We start from the raw sequence: 16,521 nt of genomic DNA, 5'->3' as shown, positions 1-16,521 counted from the left end.
GTGGTCGTGCGGCGGACGGGAATGCCCGCTGCCGGCAAGCTAGCAAGCGCCGCTTGAACGCGTGCTGTCGCGCCGGCTAGCCGTGTTCGCGCACCACTTCGACCAGCCGTTCGCCATAGCGGGCCAGCTTGCTGCCGCCGATGCCGCCGATCCGCGCCAGCCGGTCGAGCGAGGTCGGGCGTTCCTCGGCGATGGCGCGCAGCGTGCTGTCGTGCAGGATCACGAAGGCCGGCACGTTCTGCTCGCGCGCCAGCCCGGCGCGCAATTCGCGCAACGCATTGAACAGCGCCAGGTCCTGCGGCAGCACCGACAGGCCGGTGCGCTGCCCGCTGCGGTCGCGTTTGCGCGGTTGCTGCCGGCGCATCGTGATCCGGCGTTTGCCCTGGAGCACTTCACGGCTGGCTTCGGTCAGGCGCAATGCGCCGTAGCCCTCGGCATCGACCGCGAGCAGGCCGGCGGCGACCAGCTGGCGGAACACGCCGCGCCATGCATTCGCGTCGAGGTCGGCGCCGATGCCGTAGGTGCTCAGCTTGTCGTGGCCGAACTGGCGCACCTTCTCGCTTTCGCCGCCGCGCAGGATGTCGATGAGATGCGCCGCGCCGAAGCGCTGGCCGCTGCGGTAGACGCAGCTCAGCGCCTTCTGCGCGGCGACGGTGGCATCCCAGGTCGCCGCCGGCTCCAGGCAGTTGTCGCAGTTGCCGCAGTCGTGCGGATAGGCTTCGCCGAAACCCGCGAGCAGCACCCGGCGCCGGCATTCGGTCGATTCGCAATAGGCCAGCAGCTGGTCCAGCTTGATCCGCTCCAGCCGCTTGCGCTCTTCGCTCGCCTCGCCCTGCTCGATCATCTGCTTCAGCAGCACCACGTCGCCGAGGCCGTAGCACAGCCAGGCCTCGGCGGCTTCGCCGTCGCGGCCGGCGCGGCCGGTTTCCTGGTAATAGCCTTCCATCGACTTGGGCAGGTCGACGTGGGCGACGAAGCGCACGTCGGGCTTGTCGATGCCCATGCCGAAGGCGATCGTCGCGACCATCACCACGCCGTCCTCGCGCAGGAAGCGGCGCTGGTTGGCGGCGCGCACCTCGGCCGGCAGGCCGGCGTGGTAGGGCAGGGCTGCGAGGCCGTGGTCGGCGAGGAACTGCGCGGTTTCCTCGACCTTGCGGCGCGACATCGCATAGACGATGCCGGCCTCGCCGGCGCGCCCGCGCAGGAAGTCGAGCAACTGCCGCCGCGCATTGTCCTTCTGCACCACGTGGTAGCGGATGTTCGGGCGGTCGAACGAACTGACGAAACGGCGTGCATCGTTCAGTTGCAGCCGCTCGGCGATCTCGCGCTGGGTGGGTGGGTCGGCGGTCGCGGTCAGGGCGATGCGCGGCACGCGGGGCCAGCGCTCGTGCAGCACGGTCAGTTCGCGGTATTCGGGGCGGAAGTCGTGGCCCCATTGCGAGACGCAGTGCGCTTCGTCGATGGCGAACAGCGCGATGTCCGCCCGGTCCAGCAGCGACAGGAAGCGCGGGGTCAGCAGCCGTTCCGGCGCGACGTAGAGCAGGTCGATGGCGCCGGCCAGCAGCCCGCGTTCGACCTTCGCCGCGGTCTCCGCGTCCAGCGTCGAATTGAGGTATTCGGCGCGCACGCCGAGCTGGCGCAGCGCCTCGACCTGGTCCTGCATCAGCGCGATCAGCGGCGAAACGACGATGCCGCAGCCGTCGCGCAGCAGCGCCGGCACCTGGTAGCACAGCGACTTGCCGCCGCCGGTGGGCATCAGCACCAGCGCGTCGTTGCCGGCGGCGACGTGCTCGACGATGGCCTGCTGCGGGCCGCGGAAGGCGTCGTAGCCGAACACGTCGCGCAGCAATCGCCGTGCGGGCGGCAGGTCGGGGGAAGTTTCGGTCATGCGATCAGTTCGACCCGCCGGGGCGGCGGGTCAGTCGGGGTGCGGCCCGGCGGAACGTCGGGAAACGCCGGGGGAGCGCCTCATTCGAGCAACGAACGCAGCATCCACGCGTTCTTCTCGTGGACCTGCAGGCGCTGGGTCAGCAGGTCCACGCTGGGATCGTCGCCGGCCTTGTCGGCGAGCTGCAGCGCCTTGCGCGCGGTGCGGCACACGGCTTCGTTGCCGGCGACCAGCTGCCGCACCATTTCCATCCATTCCGGCGCGTCGCGACCGGCCTGTTCCACGACCGTGGACAGCCGGGCGTACTCGGCGTAGGAGCCGGGCGCCTTGAAGCCGAGGGCGCGGATGCGCTCGGCGATCTCGTCCAGCGCGGTCCATTCCTCGTTGTACTGCTCCATGAACATCAGGTGCAGCGAGTTGAACATCGGCCCGGTGACGTTCCAGTGGAAGTTGTGGGTCTTCAGGTACAGCGTGTAGCTGTCGGCGAGGAAGGCGGACAGGCCATCGGCGATCTTCTTGCGGTCGCCGGCGTCGATGCCGATGTCGATCGCGGGCGTGCCGGCGGCGGAAATCGCGGGCTTGCTCTTCGGCTTGGCCTTGGCCATGGGGCGCTCCTTGGGTTCGGGTCTCGATGCCACATCTTATATGGCGGCACAATAGCGCGCTTCAACTTCCCGGACCGATGGCCGTTCCGGCTTATTTGCATTGATGGAACCGATGGAATCCCCTTCCCGAACGACCGGGCTCGAGGCCGGCCGCCGCGCGATCGCCCGCGCGCTGAGCCGCGACCACGGCCGCCTGCACGGCCTGTGGTCGCGCTGGCAGCGCCAGCAGAAGGACGCCGCCGCGCAGGCCGCGTTCGCGCAGGCGCTGGCCGCGTCGCTGGCGGCGCGGCAGGCGCGCGAAGCCTCGGCGCCGGAAGTGACGCTGGACGAGGCGTTGCCGATCGCGCGCGAGGCGGAAAGCATCGTCGCCGCGATCCGCGGCCACCAGGTCGTGGTCGTCGCCGGCGAAACCGGCTCCGGCAAGACCACGCAGTTGCCGAAGCTGTGCCTGGCCGCCGGCCGCGGCGCCGCCGGCATGATCGGCTGCACCCAGCCGCGCCGCATCGCCGCACGCGCGGTGGCGCGGCGCGTGGCCGAGGAACTGAAGGCGCCGGTCGGCGGCGCGGTCGGCTACCAGGTGCGCTTCACCGACAACGTCGGCGACGACACCCGCATCAAGTTCATGACCGACGGCATCCTGCTGGCGGAGATCGCTTCCGACCGCTGGCTGTCCGCCTACGACACCATCATCGTCGACGAGGCGCACGAGCGCAGCCTCAACATCGACTTCCTGCTCGGTTACCTGAAGCAACTGCTGCGCAAGCGCCGCGACCTGAAGCTGATCGTCACTTCCGCGACCATCGACACCGAGCGCTTCGCCCGCCATTTCGACGGCGCGCCGGTGATCTCGGTCGAAGGCCGCACCTACCCGGTCGAAGTCCGCTATCGCCCGCTCGAAGGCGAGGTCGACGGGGAAGGCGAGGCGCGCGAAAGCGATCGCACCGTCAACGACGCCATCGTGTCCGCCATCGACGAGATCACCCGCCACGACCCGCGCGGCGACGTGCTGGTGTTCCTGCCGGGCGAGCGCGAGATCCGCGACGCGCACCAGTCGCTGGAACGGCGCAAGTACCGCGAGACCGAAGTGCTGCCGCTGTACGCGCGGCTGTCGGCGAAGGACCAGGACCGCGTGTTCAACCCCGGCACGAAGCGGCGCCTGGTCCTCGCCACCAACGTCGCCGAGACGTCGCTGACCGTGCCGCGCATCCGTTACGTGGTCGATCCCGGCTACGCGCGGGTCAAGCGCTACAGCCCGCGGCAGAAGCTCGACCGCCTGCACATCGAACCGATCTCGCAGGCCAGCGCCAACCAGCGCAAGGGCCGCTGCGGACGCATCGCCGAAGGCATCTGCTACCGGCTGTACGCGGAAGCGGATTTCGCGTCGCGCCCCGAGTTCACCGATCCGGAAATCCGCCGTTCGTCGCTGGCCGGCGTGATCCTGCGCATGCTGCAGCTCGGGCTCGGCCGGATCGAGGACTTCCCGTTCCTGGAACCACCGGACGAACGCGCCATCGCCGACGGCTGGCAGCAGTTGTCCGAACGCGGCGCCGTCGACAAGGAGCGCAAGCTGACCGGCATCGGCCGGCAGATGGCGCGCCTGCCGGTGGACGTGAAGCTGGCGCGGATGCTGGTCGCCGCGCAGGCGAACGGCACCCTGCGCGAGATGCTCGTGATCGCGTCGTTCCTCGGTATCCAGGACCCGCGCGAACGCCCGCCGGAAGCGCGCGAGGCCGCCGACAACGCGCACGCGAAGTTCGCCGACCCGCGTTCCGAATTCGTCGGCATCCTGAAACTGTGGGAGGCCTACCGCGCCGCGCACGAGGACCTCACCCAGTCGAAGCTGCGCGACTGGTGCGGCAGGCATTTCCTCGGTTTCCTGCGCATGCGCGAGTGGCGCGAGCTGCACCGGCAACTGCTGTTGCTGTGCGAAGAACTCGGCTGGAAGCCGAACGGCGGTTCGCCGCTGCTCGACGAAGGCGCCACCGAGAAGCAGAAGCAGGGCGCCTACCTGTTCCTGCATCGCGCGCTGATCGCCGGCCTGCCGACCCAGGTCGGCCACCGCACCGAAAAGGGCGACTACACCGGCCCGCGCCAGCGCCGCTACCACCTGTTTCCCGGCTCGGCGCTGGCGAAGAAACCGCCGCCGTGGGTACTCAGCGCCAACCTGCTCGACACCGCGCGCGTCTGGGGCCTGACCAACGCCGCGATCGAGCCGGACTGGGTCGTCGCCGAGCTGCCGCACCTGCTGGCGCGCAAGCATTTCGATCCGCACTGGTCGCGCGCGCAAGGCCACGTGGTCGCGTCGGAGCAGATCGGCCTGTTCGGCCTGGTGCTCGCCCCCAACAAGCCGGTGCATTACGGTCGCATCGACCCGGTCGGCGCGCACGACATCTTCGTGCGCCAGGCGCTGGTCACCGGCGAAATCAACACCCGGGCGGGCTTCGTCGCCGACAACCTGAAGGCGCTGGAGCAGGCGCGCGAAGAGGAAGCCAAGCTGCGCCGCGCCGGCATCGTCGCCGACGAGGACTGGCAGGCGCGCTGGTACCTGGACCGCGTGCCGCCGGACATCCATTCCGCCGCCGGCCTCGATGCGTGGTGGAAGTCGCTCGCGCCGGACAAGCGCCGTGCGCTGCACTGGTCGCCCGCCGACCTGCTGCCGGGCGAGGGCAGCGAGGAAGACCGTTATCCGAAGTATTTCGCGCTCGGCGACGCGCGGTTGCCGCTGCACTACAAGTTCGAGCCGGGCGCGCCGGACGACGGCGTGACGCTGGAGGTGCCGCTGCACCTGCTCAACGCGCTCGATCCGGCGCGGCTGTCGTGGCTGGCGCCGGGCTTCGTCGCCGACAAGGCCTCCGGCCTGATCCGCAGCCTGCCGAAGGCGCAGCGCCGCCATTACGTGCCGGCGCCGGATTTCGGCCGCGCGTTCTTCGAGGCGTTCCCGAAGCCGGGCGCCGACGACATCCGCGGCGAACTCGCCCGCTTCCTGTCGAAGGCCACCGGCGCGCCGGTCGCGGCGATCGATTTCGACGAGGCCGCGGTCGAGCCGCACCTGCGCATGAACCTGCGCCTGCGCGACGACAGGGGCAGGGTGATCGCCGAGTCGCGCGACCTCGATGCCTTGCGCGCGCAGTTCGGCGAACGCGCCGGCCATGCCTTCGCCGCGCGCGCGGGCCGGGCGATGGCGGCCGAGGGCCTGCGCGAATTCCCGCGGCAGCCGATTCCGTTGCAGGTCCCCGGCGAGGCCGGCGTGCCGGCGTACCCGGCGCTGGCGGACGAAGGCGAATCGGTCGCGTTGCGCATGTTCGCCGACCGCAACGAGGCGGACGCCGCGCATCCGCAGGGCGTGCGCCGCCTGCTCGAGATCGCGCTCGCCGACAAGGCCAGGCAGGCGCGCAAGCAGTTGCCGGTGTCGCCGAAGACCGGGCTGCTGTACGCGGCCATCGAATCGCAGGAACGGTTGCGTGGCGACCTGGTCGATGCGGCGATGAATGCGGTCCTCGCGCAGGGGCTGGGCGGGATCCGCGACCGCGCCGCGTTCGACGGGCGTCGCGACGAGGCGGGAAAGAAGCTGTTCGGCGAGGCGATGGAGCGGCTCAAGCTCGCCGAAGGCATCCTTTCCCTCGCCGGCGAGCTCAAGCCGCAGCTGGAATCGCCATTGATGGGCTGGGCGAAGGGCAACCTCGACGACCTGCGCGAACAGCTTGCCGCGCTGGTGCGCCCGGGCTTCCTGCGCGACACGCCGGCCGACGCGCTGGCGCAGTTCCCGCGCTACCTGAAGGCGATGATCCTGCGTTGCGAGCGTGCCAAGCGCGACCCGACCCGCGACCAGCAGCGCATGCTCGGGCTCAAGCCGTTCGCCGACGCGCTGAAGGACGCCGCGGCGCGGGGCGTCGCGGCGAAGCCGGAGTGGCAGGCCTTGCGCTGGGAGCTCGAGGAACTGCGCGTTTCGCTGTTCGCGCAGGAGCTCGCCGCGCGCGGCGGCGTGTCGGCGAAGAAGCTGGCGCAACGCCTCTCGGCGCTGAAAGCGGGCTAGGATGCCGCCATGGGCATTCCCCGCGACGAACCGACCAGGCTGCTTTCGCATCCGGCGCTGCAATCCCTGCCGCCGGCGGTGCGCGATGTGTTGCGGGCCGCGCTGGAGGCTGCGCCACCGGCACCGGCCGCGGGCAATGAGATCGCCGAAACCCTCGACATCCTCGCGCAGCTGTCGGCCGATGCGGAAACGCTGGTCGCCGCGCTCGGTTTCGCGTTGCCCGAATGGCCCGCGGACTCGCGCAAGGCGGTGCTGGCGAAGCTGCCGGGCGTGGCGCCGCTGCTCGAAGGCCAGGCCGCGGCCGGGCAGGTCTGGGCGCTGCATGCGGAAAACGCGGCGCCCGGCCGCGGCGGCAACAGCGAGGGCCTGCGCCGGCTGTTGCTGGCGATCGTCCGCGACCTGCGCGTGGTGCCGATCCTGCTGGCGCGGCAACTGGCGAAGATGCGCGCGGCAGCGAGGCTGCCCGAAGGGCAACGCCGCGAACTGGCGCTGCTGACCCGCGACATCCACGCGCCGCTGGCCAACCGGCTCGGCATCTGGCAGCTGAAATGGGAGCTCGAGGACCTGGCGTTCCGCCATCTCGAGCCGGATACCTACAAGCGGATCGCGAAGCAGCTCGACGAGAAGCGGGCCGAGCGCGAGCGCTACATCGAGCGGGTCAAGCGCGAGCTGCGCGTCGAACTGGAGAAACACGGCATCGCCGCCGAAATCAGCGGCCGGCCGAAGCACATCTACAGCATCTGGCGGAAGATGCAGCGCAAGCAGGCGTCGATCGACGAGCTCTACGACCTGCGCGCGGTGCGCGTCGCGGTGGACGACGTCGCCGCCTGCTACGCCGCGCTCGGCGTGGTCCACGCGCTGTGGGCGCCGATCCCCAGCGAATTCGACGACTACATCGCGCGGCCCAAGGCCAACGATTACCGTTCGCTGCACACCGCGGTGGTCGGCCCGGAGGGGCGCACGCTGGAAGTGCAGATCCGCACCCACGAGATGCACGCGCAGGCCGAACTCGGCGTGGCCGCGCACTGGAAATACAAGGAAGGCGGCAAGGGCGGCGACAAGGCCTTCGAGAAGAAGATCGCGTGGATGCGGCAGTTGCTGGAGCAGGGCGACGAAGTCGGCGGCGGGCTCGATGCCGAGCTGGTCGAGGAGCGCATCTACGTGCTGACCCCGAAGGGCGAGGTGATCGACCTGCCGACCGGCTCGACGCCGCTCGACTTCGCCTACCACGTGCACACGATGGTCGGGCACCGCACCCGCGGCGCCAAGGTCAACGGCCGCATCGTCCAGCTCAACCACAAGCTGCGCAGCGGCGACCGGGTCGAGATCCTCACCGCGAAGGAGCCGGAGCCGCGCCGCGACTGGCTGCTGCCGGCGAACGGCTTCCTCGCCAGCGGGCGTTCGCGCGACAAGGTGCGCGCATGGTTCCACAAGCTCGACAAGGCCAACAACGTGCAGGCCGGACGCGACATGCTCGAACGCGAGCTCAAGCGCCTCGGCCTGCACCAGCACGATCTCAACACGGTGCTGAAGCGCTTCCACGCCGACAACGTCGACGACCTGTACGTGCAGGTCGCGCTCGGCGACACCGGGCCGAACCAGGTCGGCCGCGCGCTGCACGAGGAAGCGCAGGCCAGGCTCGCGCAGCCGGTCGTCCATCCCGCGGTCTCCAGCGCGTCGCGCCGCGTTCCTTCGCGCGCGCCCGGCGCGGAGAAATCGCGCTTCACCGTGCAGGGCGTCGGCAACCTGCTGGTGCAATTGGGCAAGTGCTGCCAGCCGGTCGCCGGCGAACCGATCGCCGGTTACCTGACCCGCGGCCGCGGCGTCACCGTGCACCGCGCCGATTGCGCTTCGCTGCGGCGCCTGGCCGCGCTCAACCCGCAACGGGTGCTGCCGGTGGAATGGGGCGTGGCCGGCGGCGGCTACGAGGTCGACGCCGAGGTCACCGCGATCGACCGCAAGTGGCTGCTGAAGGACGTGACCAACCTGATCGCGCAGGAGGACGCGCACGTGCTGGCCATCCACAGCGAGAATTTGCGCAACAGCGGACGCATCCGCCTGCGCCTGCGGCTGAAGGTGGCCGACTACGGCCAGTTGTCGACCCTGCTGGGCAAGCTGGACGCGCTGCCGGGGGTCGAGGCGGCACGGCGCCCGGGGTGAAGACCGGCGTTCAGGTGCAGGGCTTATCCTTGCGCGCGTGAACGACAAGCGCGGAAAGAACGCCAGGCAACGCGTCGAGCCGACGATGGGCGGCTGGGATACCGTCGAGTTCCGTTCGGCCGAATATGAGCCGGCGCCCGGCTGGCGCAACCGCCGGGCGTGGCGCCGGGTGCTGTGGGTGTTGGCCGCGGTGTTCCTGGTGCTGTTCCTGTTGCGCAAGCCATTGGCCGATGCGTTCTGGCCGGGCAGCCAGGTGCAGCAACTGCTGCAGTCGGCCGATGCCGCGCTGGCGGCGGGCAAGCTCGACGCCGCCGACGGCAGTGGCGCGCGCCAGCTGTACGAGGCCGCGCAGGCGCTCGACAACGACCGCAGCGAGGCGCGCGCCGGCCTGACCCGGGTGGCGAACGCGGCGCTGGGCCAGGCGCGCGCGGCGCTGCGCGCGAACCGCCTCGACGAGGCCGAGCGGGCGCTGGCGCTGGCCCGCGAACTGCAGGCGCCGCTGGTCGAAACCAACGCGGTCGCCGATGAATTGCGCCGGCGCGACGCTTCGCACGCCGGCCTCGACCAGTTGCTGCGGCAGGCGCGGGAGGCGCAGGCCGCCGGCCATCTCGATGGCGATCCGGGCGCGGCGTTGCCGCTGTATTCGCGCATCCTCACCCTGCAACCGGACCACACCGCCGCGCTGGAGGGGCGCGAGGACGCGCTGACCGACCTGCTGCAGGAAGCGAAAAAGGCGCTGGCCGCCGGGGAAATGCAGCGCGGCGCGGCGCTGGTCGCTGCCGTGCGCGGCTACGACCCGGGGCACATCGACCTGCCCGACGCGCAGGCGCGGCTGTCGGCCGCGCTGGAAGCCGCTTCGAAGCGGGCCGATGCCGACCTGCGCAACGGCCGGCTGGAACGCGCGGCGGCCGGTTATCGCGCCCTGGCCGAGGCCGCGGGCGACAACGCGCAACTGGCCGGGCCGGCGCAACAGGGCCTGGCCCGCGTTGCCGCGGCCTATGCGGACAAGGCGCACCGGCTGGCCGGGGATTTCCGTTTCGCCGAAGCCGAGGAGGCGCTGGCGCAGGCGCGCGAGATCGCGCCGCAGGGTGCCGAGGTCGCCGCCGCCGGGCAATACCTGCAACGCGTGCGCAAGTCGCACGCGCAGGAGGCGCCGGCCACGCCGCCGTCGCCGCAGCGCCGGCAGCGCGTGCAGGCGCTGCTCGCGCAGGCCGATGCCGCACAGGCGCGCGGCGACTGGCTGACGCCGCCGGGCGAAAGCGCCTACGACCGGCTGCGCGCCGCGCAGGCGCTGGCGCCGGGCGATCCGGCGGTGTCGGCCGCGGCGAAAAAGCTGCTGGCGTCGGTGCGCGGTTGCTTCGAAGGCGGACTCAACGCGAACCGCCCGGCCCTGGCGCGTACCTGTTACGACGCCTGGGCGGCGATGGCGCCGGGCGAGGCGACGCTGGCCACGGCGCGGCACCGGCTGGCGCTGAAATGGCTGGCGGTCGGCGACGAGCGCCTCGGCGCCGGCGACATCGCCTTCGCCGAGCGGGCGTCGCGGCAGGCGCGCGAACTCGATCCGGGCGCGCCGGGGCTGGCGCAGTTCGCGCAGCGGGTGCGCGACGCGCGGGCGGGGCGCAACTAGCCTTCGAAGAAGAGGCGCCGCACGGTGCCGCGCGCGGCCTCCAGCGAAAAATGCGTGCGCACGTTGTCCAGGCCGTTGGCGGACAGCCGGTTCCACAGCGCTTCGTCCCGGTACAGTTCGACCACGCGGTCGGCGAACCCGGCCGCGTCGTCGGCGACCAGCACGTCGTAGCGGTCCTGCAGGTGCATGCCTTCGACCGCGCAGGAGGTCGCCACTACCGGCTGGCCGTGCGCCATGCTCAGGTTGACCTTGCCCTTCACCCCGGCGCCATAGCGCAACGGCGCCAGTGCGACGCGCGCGCCGTCCATGTACGGCGCGATGTCGGGCACGTGGCCATGCACGACGACGCCGTCCAGCGCCGACAACGCGAGGATTTCCGGCGGGCAATCGCCGCCGATGCAGTGGAAGCGCACGCCCGGCAGGCGCGAGCGGACCGGCGGGAAGACCGCGTTCGCGAACCACAGCACCGCATCGACGTTCGGTGGGTGGCGGAACCCGCCGACGAAGACCAGGTCGTGGCGTTGCGCGAACGGCAGGCCAGGGCCGCGCACCTCGTGCAGGTTCGACAGCACCTCGACGCGCGCGTCCGGCAGCCTTTCGCGCAGCCAGTCGCGTTCGTAGGCGCTGACCACCACGGTCGCGTCGACGGTGGCGGCGACCGCCAGTTCGGCCTTGGTCGTGGCTCGCGCCGTGCGCCGCAGCACCGCATCGTTGCCGAGATCGGCGGCGCGCTGTTCGCGCAGGCCATGCAGGTCGACCGTGTCGAACACGATCCGCGCCTGCGGCGCGTGCCGGCGGACCAGCGGCAGCAGCGGCGTGGCCACGTAGTGGCGGCTGAGCATCACTACGTCGAAACGGGCGCCTTGTCGCTGCAGGAAGCGCGCGACTCGTCCGGCCCAAGGCTTATACCAGGTCTCCACGCCCAGCCGCTGCAGGGGGAGCAGGCAGGATTCCAGTCCGGCGGTATGCAGCGGGAGGAAGCATGCGTGCGCACCTTCGTCGTGCAGCAGGCGCAACAGGTTGAGTAAGCGCATCGAACCGGAGTCCCGGTCGGGTTGCGGTGGCAGCGCATCCACCACCAGTACCTGTAGCTGGCGGCGGTGCAGGTTTGCCGGTTCTAGAGTCGTATCCGGCAGCAATTGCGACGCCAGTGCCCGCTTCCATTTTTCGGCGAAAATCTTCGCGTTTCGCGCCTGGTAAGCCTTGGTCCCGCTCGACGTGTCGGTGCCGGCGGTGGTGCCCTCCTTGTGCACAACGCGCGCTTCTGGCTGGTACAGAACGCGCTTGCCAGCGGCGCGTACTGCAAAAGCCAGGTCGGTGTCTTCGTAGTACGCCGGCGTATAGCGCGTGTCGAAACCGCCGAGCGATTCGAACAGCGCGCGCGGGATCGCGATCGCTGCGCCGGAGCAGTAGTCGGCGTCGCGCACGTAGCCGAAGCGCGGGTCGTACGGCGATTCGAAGCGCCCGTAGTTCCATGCCGAGCCGTCGGAGAACACCACGCCGCCGGCCTCCTGCAGGCGGCCGTCCGGATACAGCAGCTGCGCGCCGGCAAGACCGACATTCGCGTGCAGGTCGAAAGTCGCCAGCAGCGCGTCCAGCCAGCCAGGCTGTGGCACGGTATCGTTGTTGAGGAAGACCAGGTACTTGCCGTGCGCCTGCGCCGCACCACCGTTGCAGGCGGCAATGAAGCCCTCGTTTCGCGTACGGCGGCTGTAGCGCAAGCCCTCGATCTGCGGCATCCATACGACGGTTTCATCGTTGGAACCGTCGTCGACGACGATCACCTCGATGCTGGCGGCGGGAGAGTGTTCGGCGATCGCCCGCAGGCAGGCAAGGGTATGCCTGGCCTGGTTATAGACGGGGATGATGATGCTGGCCGACGGCTCCGGGTCGCGGGGCAGGGCGAAGGGGGCGAAAGGCGTGTCGGCGGGCTGGTAGAGGTCGCCACGCAACCCAAGCGCGACCTTGGCCGGGTAGAGCCGGCGCGCGATCCGTTGCCATGTGGTGCCCAGGTCGTCCTCGCGCAGGCTGGTGACTAGGCGGCGCAGCAGGAACCGCGCATTGGCCCACCCGAAGCGCGCATCGGCAAGGAACGGCATTATGTGAACGACTCCCGCAAGGCATGGACCGGTTCCCGGCCGCGCCACCACGGGCTGCGCTAGACTCGCCGGAGTCCCCATTGTCGCATCCCCGTGGCCCAGTACGACGAAGAAGACGATTACCTCGACGACGAAGACGAGGGTGGAACCCGGGCGCCGGCCTGGCGCGACTGGTTGCTGAAGGGAGCGTTGGCGGCGCTGGGCCTCGGCCTGGGCTTCCTGGTCCCGTACGTGTTCTACCTGAACCACCAGGTCAGCGAGAGGTTCGGCGCGCTGCAGTGGCAGGTGCCGACCCGGGTCTACGCGCGGCCGCTGCAGCTGGCGCCGGGGCTGGCGATGGACGCGCAGACGCTGAAGACCGAACTGGACGCGGCCGCGTACCGCGACGACGGCAAGGGCGCCGCGCCGGGCACCTATGCGCGCGACGGCGGACGCTTCACGATCTCCAGCCGGGGCTACATCGACGTCGACGGTCGGGTCGCGCCGCGCCGGGTGCAGGTGGCGCTGTCCGGCGGCCAGGTCGCTTCGCTGCGCGATGCCGATCGCAAGCAGGGCCTGAAGGCGGCGCGGCTGGACCCGGCGCGGATCGCCACGCTGTACGGGCAGAAGCAGGAGGAACGCCGGCTGGTCCGGCTCGAGGACGTGCCGGAGAAGCTGGTCACCGGTCTGCAGGCGGTCGAGGACCGCGACTTCAGCCGCCACCACGGCATCGACTTCAGCGGCATGGCGCGCGCGTTGTGGGTCGCGGTCAAGTCCGGCGGCCGCATCCGCCAGGGCGCGAGCACGCTGACCCAGCAACTGGCGCGCAGCGGCCTGCTCGGCATCGGCAAGGAGCAGACCCCGGTGCGCAAGTTCAAGGAAATCATCTACGCGCTGATCCTGGAGGCGCGCTACGACAAGCACACCATCCTCGAGGCCTACTTCAACCAGGTCTACTGGGGCCAGCGCGGCAGGCAGGCGATCCACGGCGTGTCGGCGGCGTCGGAATTCTGGTTCGGCCGCGACCTCGACTCGCTCAGCACCGAGCAGATCGCGCTGCTGATCGGCATCGTCAAGGGGCCGTCGTACTACGATCCGCGCCGGCATCCCGAGCGCGCGCTCGACCGGCGCAACCTGGCGCTGGACAAGATGCACGAAAGCGGGCTGATCGGCGATGCCGAATACCAGCGCGCACGCGCCGCGCCGCTGGGCGTGACCGAAGCGCCGGGCCTGCTCGCCGCGAACCGCTTCCCGGCCTACGTCGACCTGGTCCGCCGCCAGCTGGCGCACGACTATCCGGAGAGCGCGCTGCAGGGCGCGGGCCTCTCCGTGCTCACCGGCATGTCGCCGTCGGCGCAGGCCTATGCCGAAGGCGCGGTGGCGCGCACGATCAAGTCGCTGGAGCACAAGACCCGCCCGCCGCTGCAGGCGGGACTGGTGCTGACCGACGTGCACCACGGCGACGTGCTGGCCGTGGTCGGCAACCGCGACGTGGCGCAGCCGGGCTTCAACCGCGCGGTCGAGGCCAAGCGCCCGGTCGGCTCGCTGCTCAAGCCCTTCGTCTACCTGCTGGCGCTGGCGCGGCCGGACAACTGGTCGCTGGCCACCTGGGTCGACGATTCGCCGGTGACCGTGCAACTGGGCAAGAACCGCAAGTGGCAGCCGGCCAACGCCGACAATCGCAGCCACGGCACGGTGCGCCTGGTCGACGCGCTGGCGCATTCGTACAACCAGGCCACGGTGCGCGTGGGCATGAAGGTCGATCCGAAGCGGCTTTCCTCGCTGCTGCGCGTGCTCGCCGGCATCGAGGCCGAACCGAACCCGGCGCTGATCCTCGGCTCCACCGACCAGAGCCCGTACGCGATGGCGCAGCTGTACCAGTTCCTCGCCTCCGGCGGCGAGATCCAGCCGCTGCACGCGGTGCGCGGCGTGCTCGACCCCGATGGCAAGCTGCTCAAACGTTACGACAAGGCGCCGGCGCCGGCGCAGGAAGGCGATTCGATCGCCGCGCACCTGATCACCGTGGCCCTGCAGCAGGTGGTCAGCAGCGGTACCGGCCGGCAACTGCTCGGCGACGGCCTCGGCCGGCTGTCGCCGGCCGGCAAGACCGGCACCAGCAACGACGGCCGCGACAGCTGGTACGCCGGCTACACCGGCGACCACCTCGCGGTGGTGTGGATGGGCAACGACCAGAACCTGGAAACCGGCCTGTACGGCGCCACCGGCGCGATGCGGGTGTGGTCGGGGATCTTCTCGCGCCTGCCCAGCGCGCCGCTGCGGGTATCGGGCAAGGGCCTGGACTGGCAGTGGGTGGTGGGCAGCAACAGCACCGATGCCGGTTGCCCGGGTGCGCGCCGCCTGCCGTTCGTGGCCGGTTATGCGCCGCCGTACCAGCCGTGCACGTTCGGCGCCGAGCCCGGGCCGGCGCAGGAAGGCGGCGGTTGGCGCAGCTGGTTCGGCTTGCCGCCGAAGCGGGAAGAAACGCCGCAACCGCAACCCGAAGGGGAAACGCCATGAAACGCTGCGCCCTCGTCGCCTGCATGGCGGTATTGTCGGTGCCGGCCTGCGCGCCGGTGCAGCCGGTCAAGCCCGCCGCGCCGGCGGTGTCGCCGCAACAGCGCCTGTCCGCGGTGCTGGCCGCGGCCGGCGGCGACGACAAGGAGTTGTCGGTGCAGCCATTGCGCGATCCGGAAGTCGAGGACCTGCGCATGAGGGCGGCGCAGGCGATGTCCGCGCACGACTACGCATCGTCCGCCGAGGCATTGAACCAGGCGCTGCTGATCGTCGCCGACGACCCGGCGGTATTGCAGGAACGCGCCGAGGTCGCGCTGGTGCAGGGCGAGTACGAACGCGCCGAAACCCTGGCGCAGCGGGCCGTTGGCCTGGGCTCGGAAGTCGGCCCCTTGTGTCGCCGCCACTGGGAAACGATCCGCCAGGTGCGCCAGGCGCGACTGGATGAAGCATCGGCGCAGCCGAAAGTGAAGGATGCCGCCAAGCAGGCCGGTCAGGTAGCGTTCCTGGCGATGCAGGTGGCGGAGGCCACGGGCAAGTTCGAATCCTGCACCGTGCCGGGCGTCAACCGCATGTAGCGCGCAAACGCCGGACAAAGAAAAGGGCCTTGCGGCCCCTTCTTCCACACAACCCTTTGATTTCAAATGGTGGCCGGGGAGGGAATCGAACCCCCGACACAGGGATTTTCAATCCCTTGCTCTACCAACTGAGCTACCCGGCCAGAGAAACCGGATTGTGCCGCGGCAGGCGCCGCGAAAGATGCGGAATGATACGGATACAGCTGGCGGACGGCAAGCCGGATGTTCGCTGAATGTGCCTTCGGCGGCGATCTCCCGGCCGCGTGCCGCGGAGGCATCATTTCCCCGGATCGTCAGGAACGCCCGGGAGAAAGTCATGAAGCGCCAGATTCCGCAGTTGGGTTTGACAATGGGATTGATCGCCGCCATCGCCGCCTGCTCCAGCTATCCGAAGCAGACCGATGCCGAGCGGCTGGCCCTGTATCGCGAGCACGCCGGCGAGCCGGTCAAGGACTTCCATTATTTCAGCAGCGGCCTGAGCGGCTGGACCCCGCTGGGCGACGAGGCGCTGGCGGTCTGGACACGGCCCCGCCAGGCCTATCTGCTGGAGCTGACCGGCCCGTGCATGGACCTGGACTATGCGCCGGCGATCAGCATCAGCAACCTGATGGGCCAGGTGTCGGCGCGCTTCGACAACGTCTACGTCCATGGCGGCGGCTCGTCGCACTTCCGCATACCGTGCCGCATCGAGACGATCCGCCCGCTCGACGTGAAGGCGCTGAAGCAGGCCGAGAAGGAGTTGCGCGAAGCGAAGGTGGTCGAGCGCGAGGCTCAGCCTTCCGGCACGTAGCCTTCAGGCTTCTCCGCGCCGTCGCCGAACAGGAACTTCTCCATCTCGCCCTCGAGGAAGGCGCGGTGCTTCGGATCGCGCGGCGACAGGCGGTTCTCGTTGATCAGCATGGTCTGGTGCGCCAGCCACGCGGCCCAGGCGTTCTTGCCGACGTGGGCGTAGATGCGCTTGCCCAGTTCGCCGGGCCACGGCACGAAGTCGAGGCCCTCGGCCTCGCGCTTCTCGCATTCGCAGAACACCATCCTCGCCAT

10 protein-coding genes and 1 tRNA gene are annotated in these 16,521 nt (G+C 70.4%); 6 read left to right on the top strand and 5 right to left on the bottom strand.

Annotated elements, in window-relative coordinates:
• Nucleotides 1-76: 76 nt before the first annotated feature.
• Together recQ and CSC71_RS08025 are read right to left on the bottom strand one after the other, a co-directional pair.
• The gene (recQ, locus tag CSC71_RS08030; protein ID WP_162373843.1) at nucleotides 77-1,888 is read right to left on the bottom strand and encodes a DNA helicase RecQ; all 1,812 of its coding nucleotides are present in this window, start codon (nucleotides 1,886-1,888) and stop codon (nucleotides 77-79) included.
• An 80-nt stretch (nucleotides 1,889-1,968) separates the two neighbouring features.
• A complete protein-coding gene (locus CSC71_RS08025) occupies nucleotides 1,969-2,493 on the bottom strand; it encodes a Dps family protein (RefSeq protein ID WP_162373842.1) in 525 nt (174 codons plus the stop codon).
• Between the two features lie 112 nt (nucleotides 2,494-2,605).
• Here CSC71_RS08025 and hrpA point away from each other — a divergent pair, with 112 nt between their 5' ends.
• The 3 genes from hrpA to CSC71_RS08010 all read left to right on the top strand — a co-directional run bounded on the left by hrpA (nucleotide 2,606) and on the right by CSC71_RS08010 (nucleotide 10,313).
• The gene (gene hrpA, locus CSC71_RS08020) at nucleotides 2,606-6,526 is read left to right on the top strand and encodes an ATP-dependent RNA helicase HrpA (RefSeq protein ID WP_425501936.1); all 3,921 of its coding nucleotides are present in this window, start codon (nucleotides 2,606-2,608) and stop codon (nucleotides 6,524-6,526) included.
• Between the two features lie 9 nt (nucleotides 6,527-6,535).
• Entirely contained in the window at nucleotides 6,536-8,686 is a 2,151-nt protein-coding gene (locus CSC71_RS08015) for a RelA/SpoT family protein (protein ID WP_162373840.1), read from the top strand.
• Nucleotides 8,687-8,771: 85 nt separating this feature from the next.
• Complete coding sequence (locus tag CSC71_RS08010; RefSeq protein WP_246192086.1) at nucleotides 8,772-10,313, top strand: hypothetical protein; 1,542 nt, start codon at nucleotides 8,772-8,774, stop codon at nucleotides 10,311-10,313.
• On the opposite strand, the gene CSC71_RS08005 is transcribed toward CSC71_RS08010, so the two are convergent.
• A complete protein-coding gene (locus CSC71_RS08005) occupies nucleotides 10,310-12,412 on the bottom strand; it encodes a glycosyltransferase (protein WP_162373839.1) in 2,103 nt (700 codons plus the stop codon). The genes CSC71_RS08010 and CSC71_RS08005 overlap by 4 nt on opposite strands.
• A 93-nt stretch (nucleotides 12,413-12,505) precedes the next feature.
• On the opposite strand from CSC71_RS08005, the gene mrcB reads away from it, so the two are divergent.
• The gene (gene mrcB, locus CSC71_RS08000; protein ID WP_425501935.1) at nucleotides 12,506-14,908 is read left to right on the top strand and encodes a penicillin-binding protein 1B; all 2,403 of its coding nucleotides are present in this window, start codon (nucleotides 12,506-12,508) and stop codon (nucleotides 14,906-14,908) included.
• The gene (locus tag CSC71_RS07995; RefSeq protein ID WP_211367933.1) at nucleotides 14,905-15,480 is read left to right on the top strand and encodes a tetratricopeptide repeat protein; all 576 of its coding nucleotides are present in this window, start codon (nucleotides 14,905-14,907) and stop codon (nucleotides 15,478-15,480) included. Before mrcB ends, CSC71_RS07995 begins: the two co-directional genes overlap by 4 nt.
• A 67-nt stretch (nucleotides 15,481-15,547) precedes the next feature.
• On the opposite strand, the gene CSC71_RS07990 is transcribed toward CSC71_RS07995, so the two are convergent.
• Nucleotides 15,548-15,623 (bottom strand) — tRNA-Phe (locus CSC71_RS07990).
• A gap of 173 nt (nucleotides 15,624-15,796) precedes the next feature.
• Between CSC71_RS07990 and CSC71_RS07985 the strand changes: the two genes are divergently transcribed.
• Nucleotides 15,797-16,270 (top strand): DUF6491 family protein, encoded by a 474-nt coding sequence (locus CSC71_RS07985; RefSeq protein ID WP_162373838.1) that lies wholly within the window; start codon nucleotides 15,797-15,799, stop codon nucleotides 16,268-16,270.
• Here CSC71_RS07985 and CSC71_RS07980 read toward each other — a convergent pair.
• Nucleotides 16,252-16,521, bottom strand: a complete 270-nt coding sequence (locus CSC71_RS07980) for an oxidative damage protection protein (protein ID WP_162373894.1) — start codon at nucleotides 16,519-16,521, stop codon at nucleotides 16,252-16,254. The genes CSC71_RS07985 and CSC71_RS07980 overlap by 19 nt on opposite strands.

The organism is Pseudoxanthomonas sangjuensis (assembly GCF_010211755.1).
In the GTDB taxonomy this organism is placed as follows: Bacteria; Pseudomonadota; Gammaproteobacteria; order Xanthomonadales; family Xanthomonadaceae; genus Pseudoxanthomonas_A; species Pseudoxanthomonas_A sangjuensis.
Note: the sequence above shows the minus strand (reverse complement) of the source record. Positions and strands in the feature narration are given on the sequence as shown.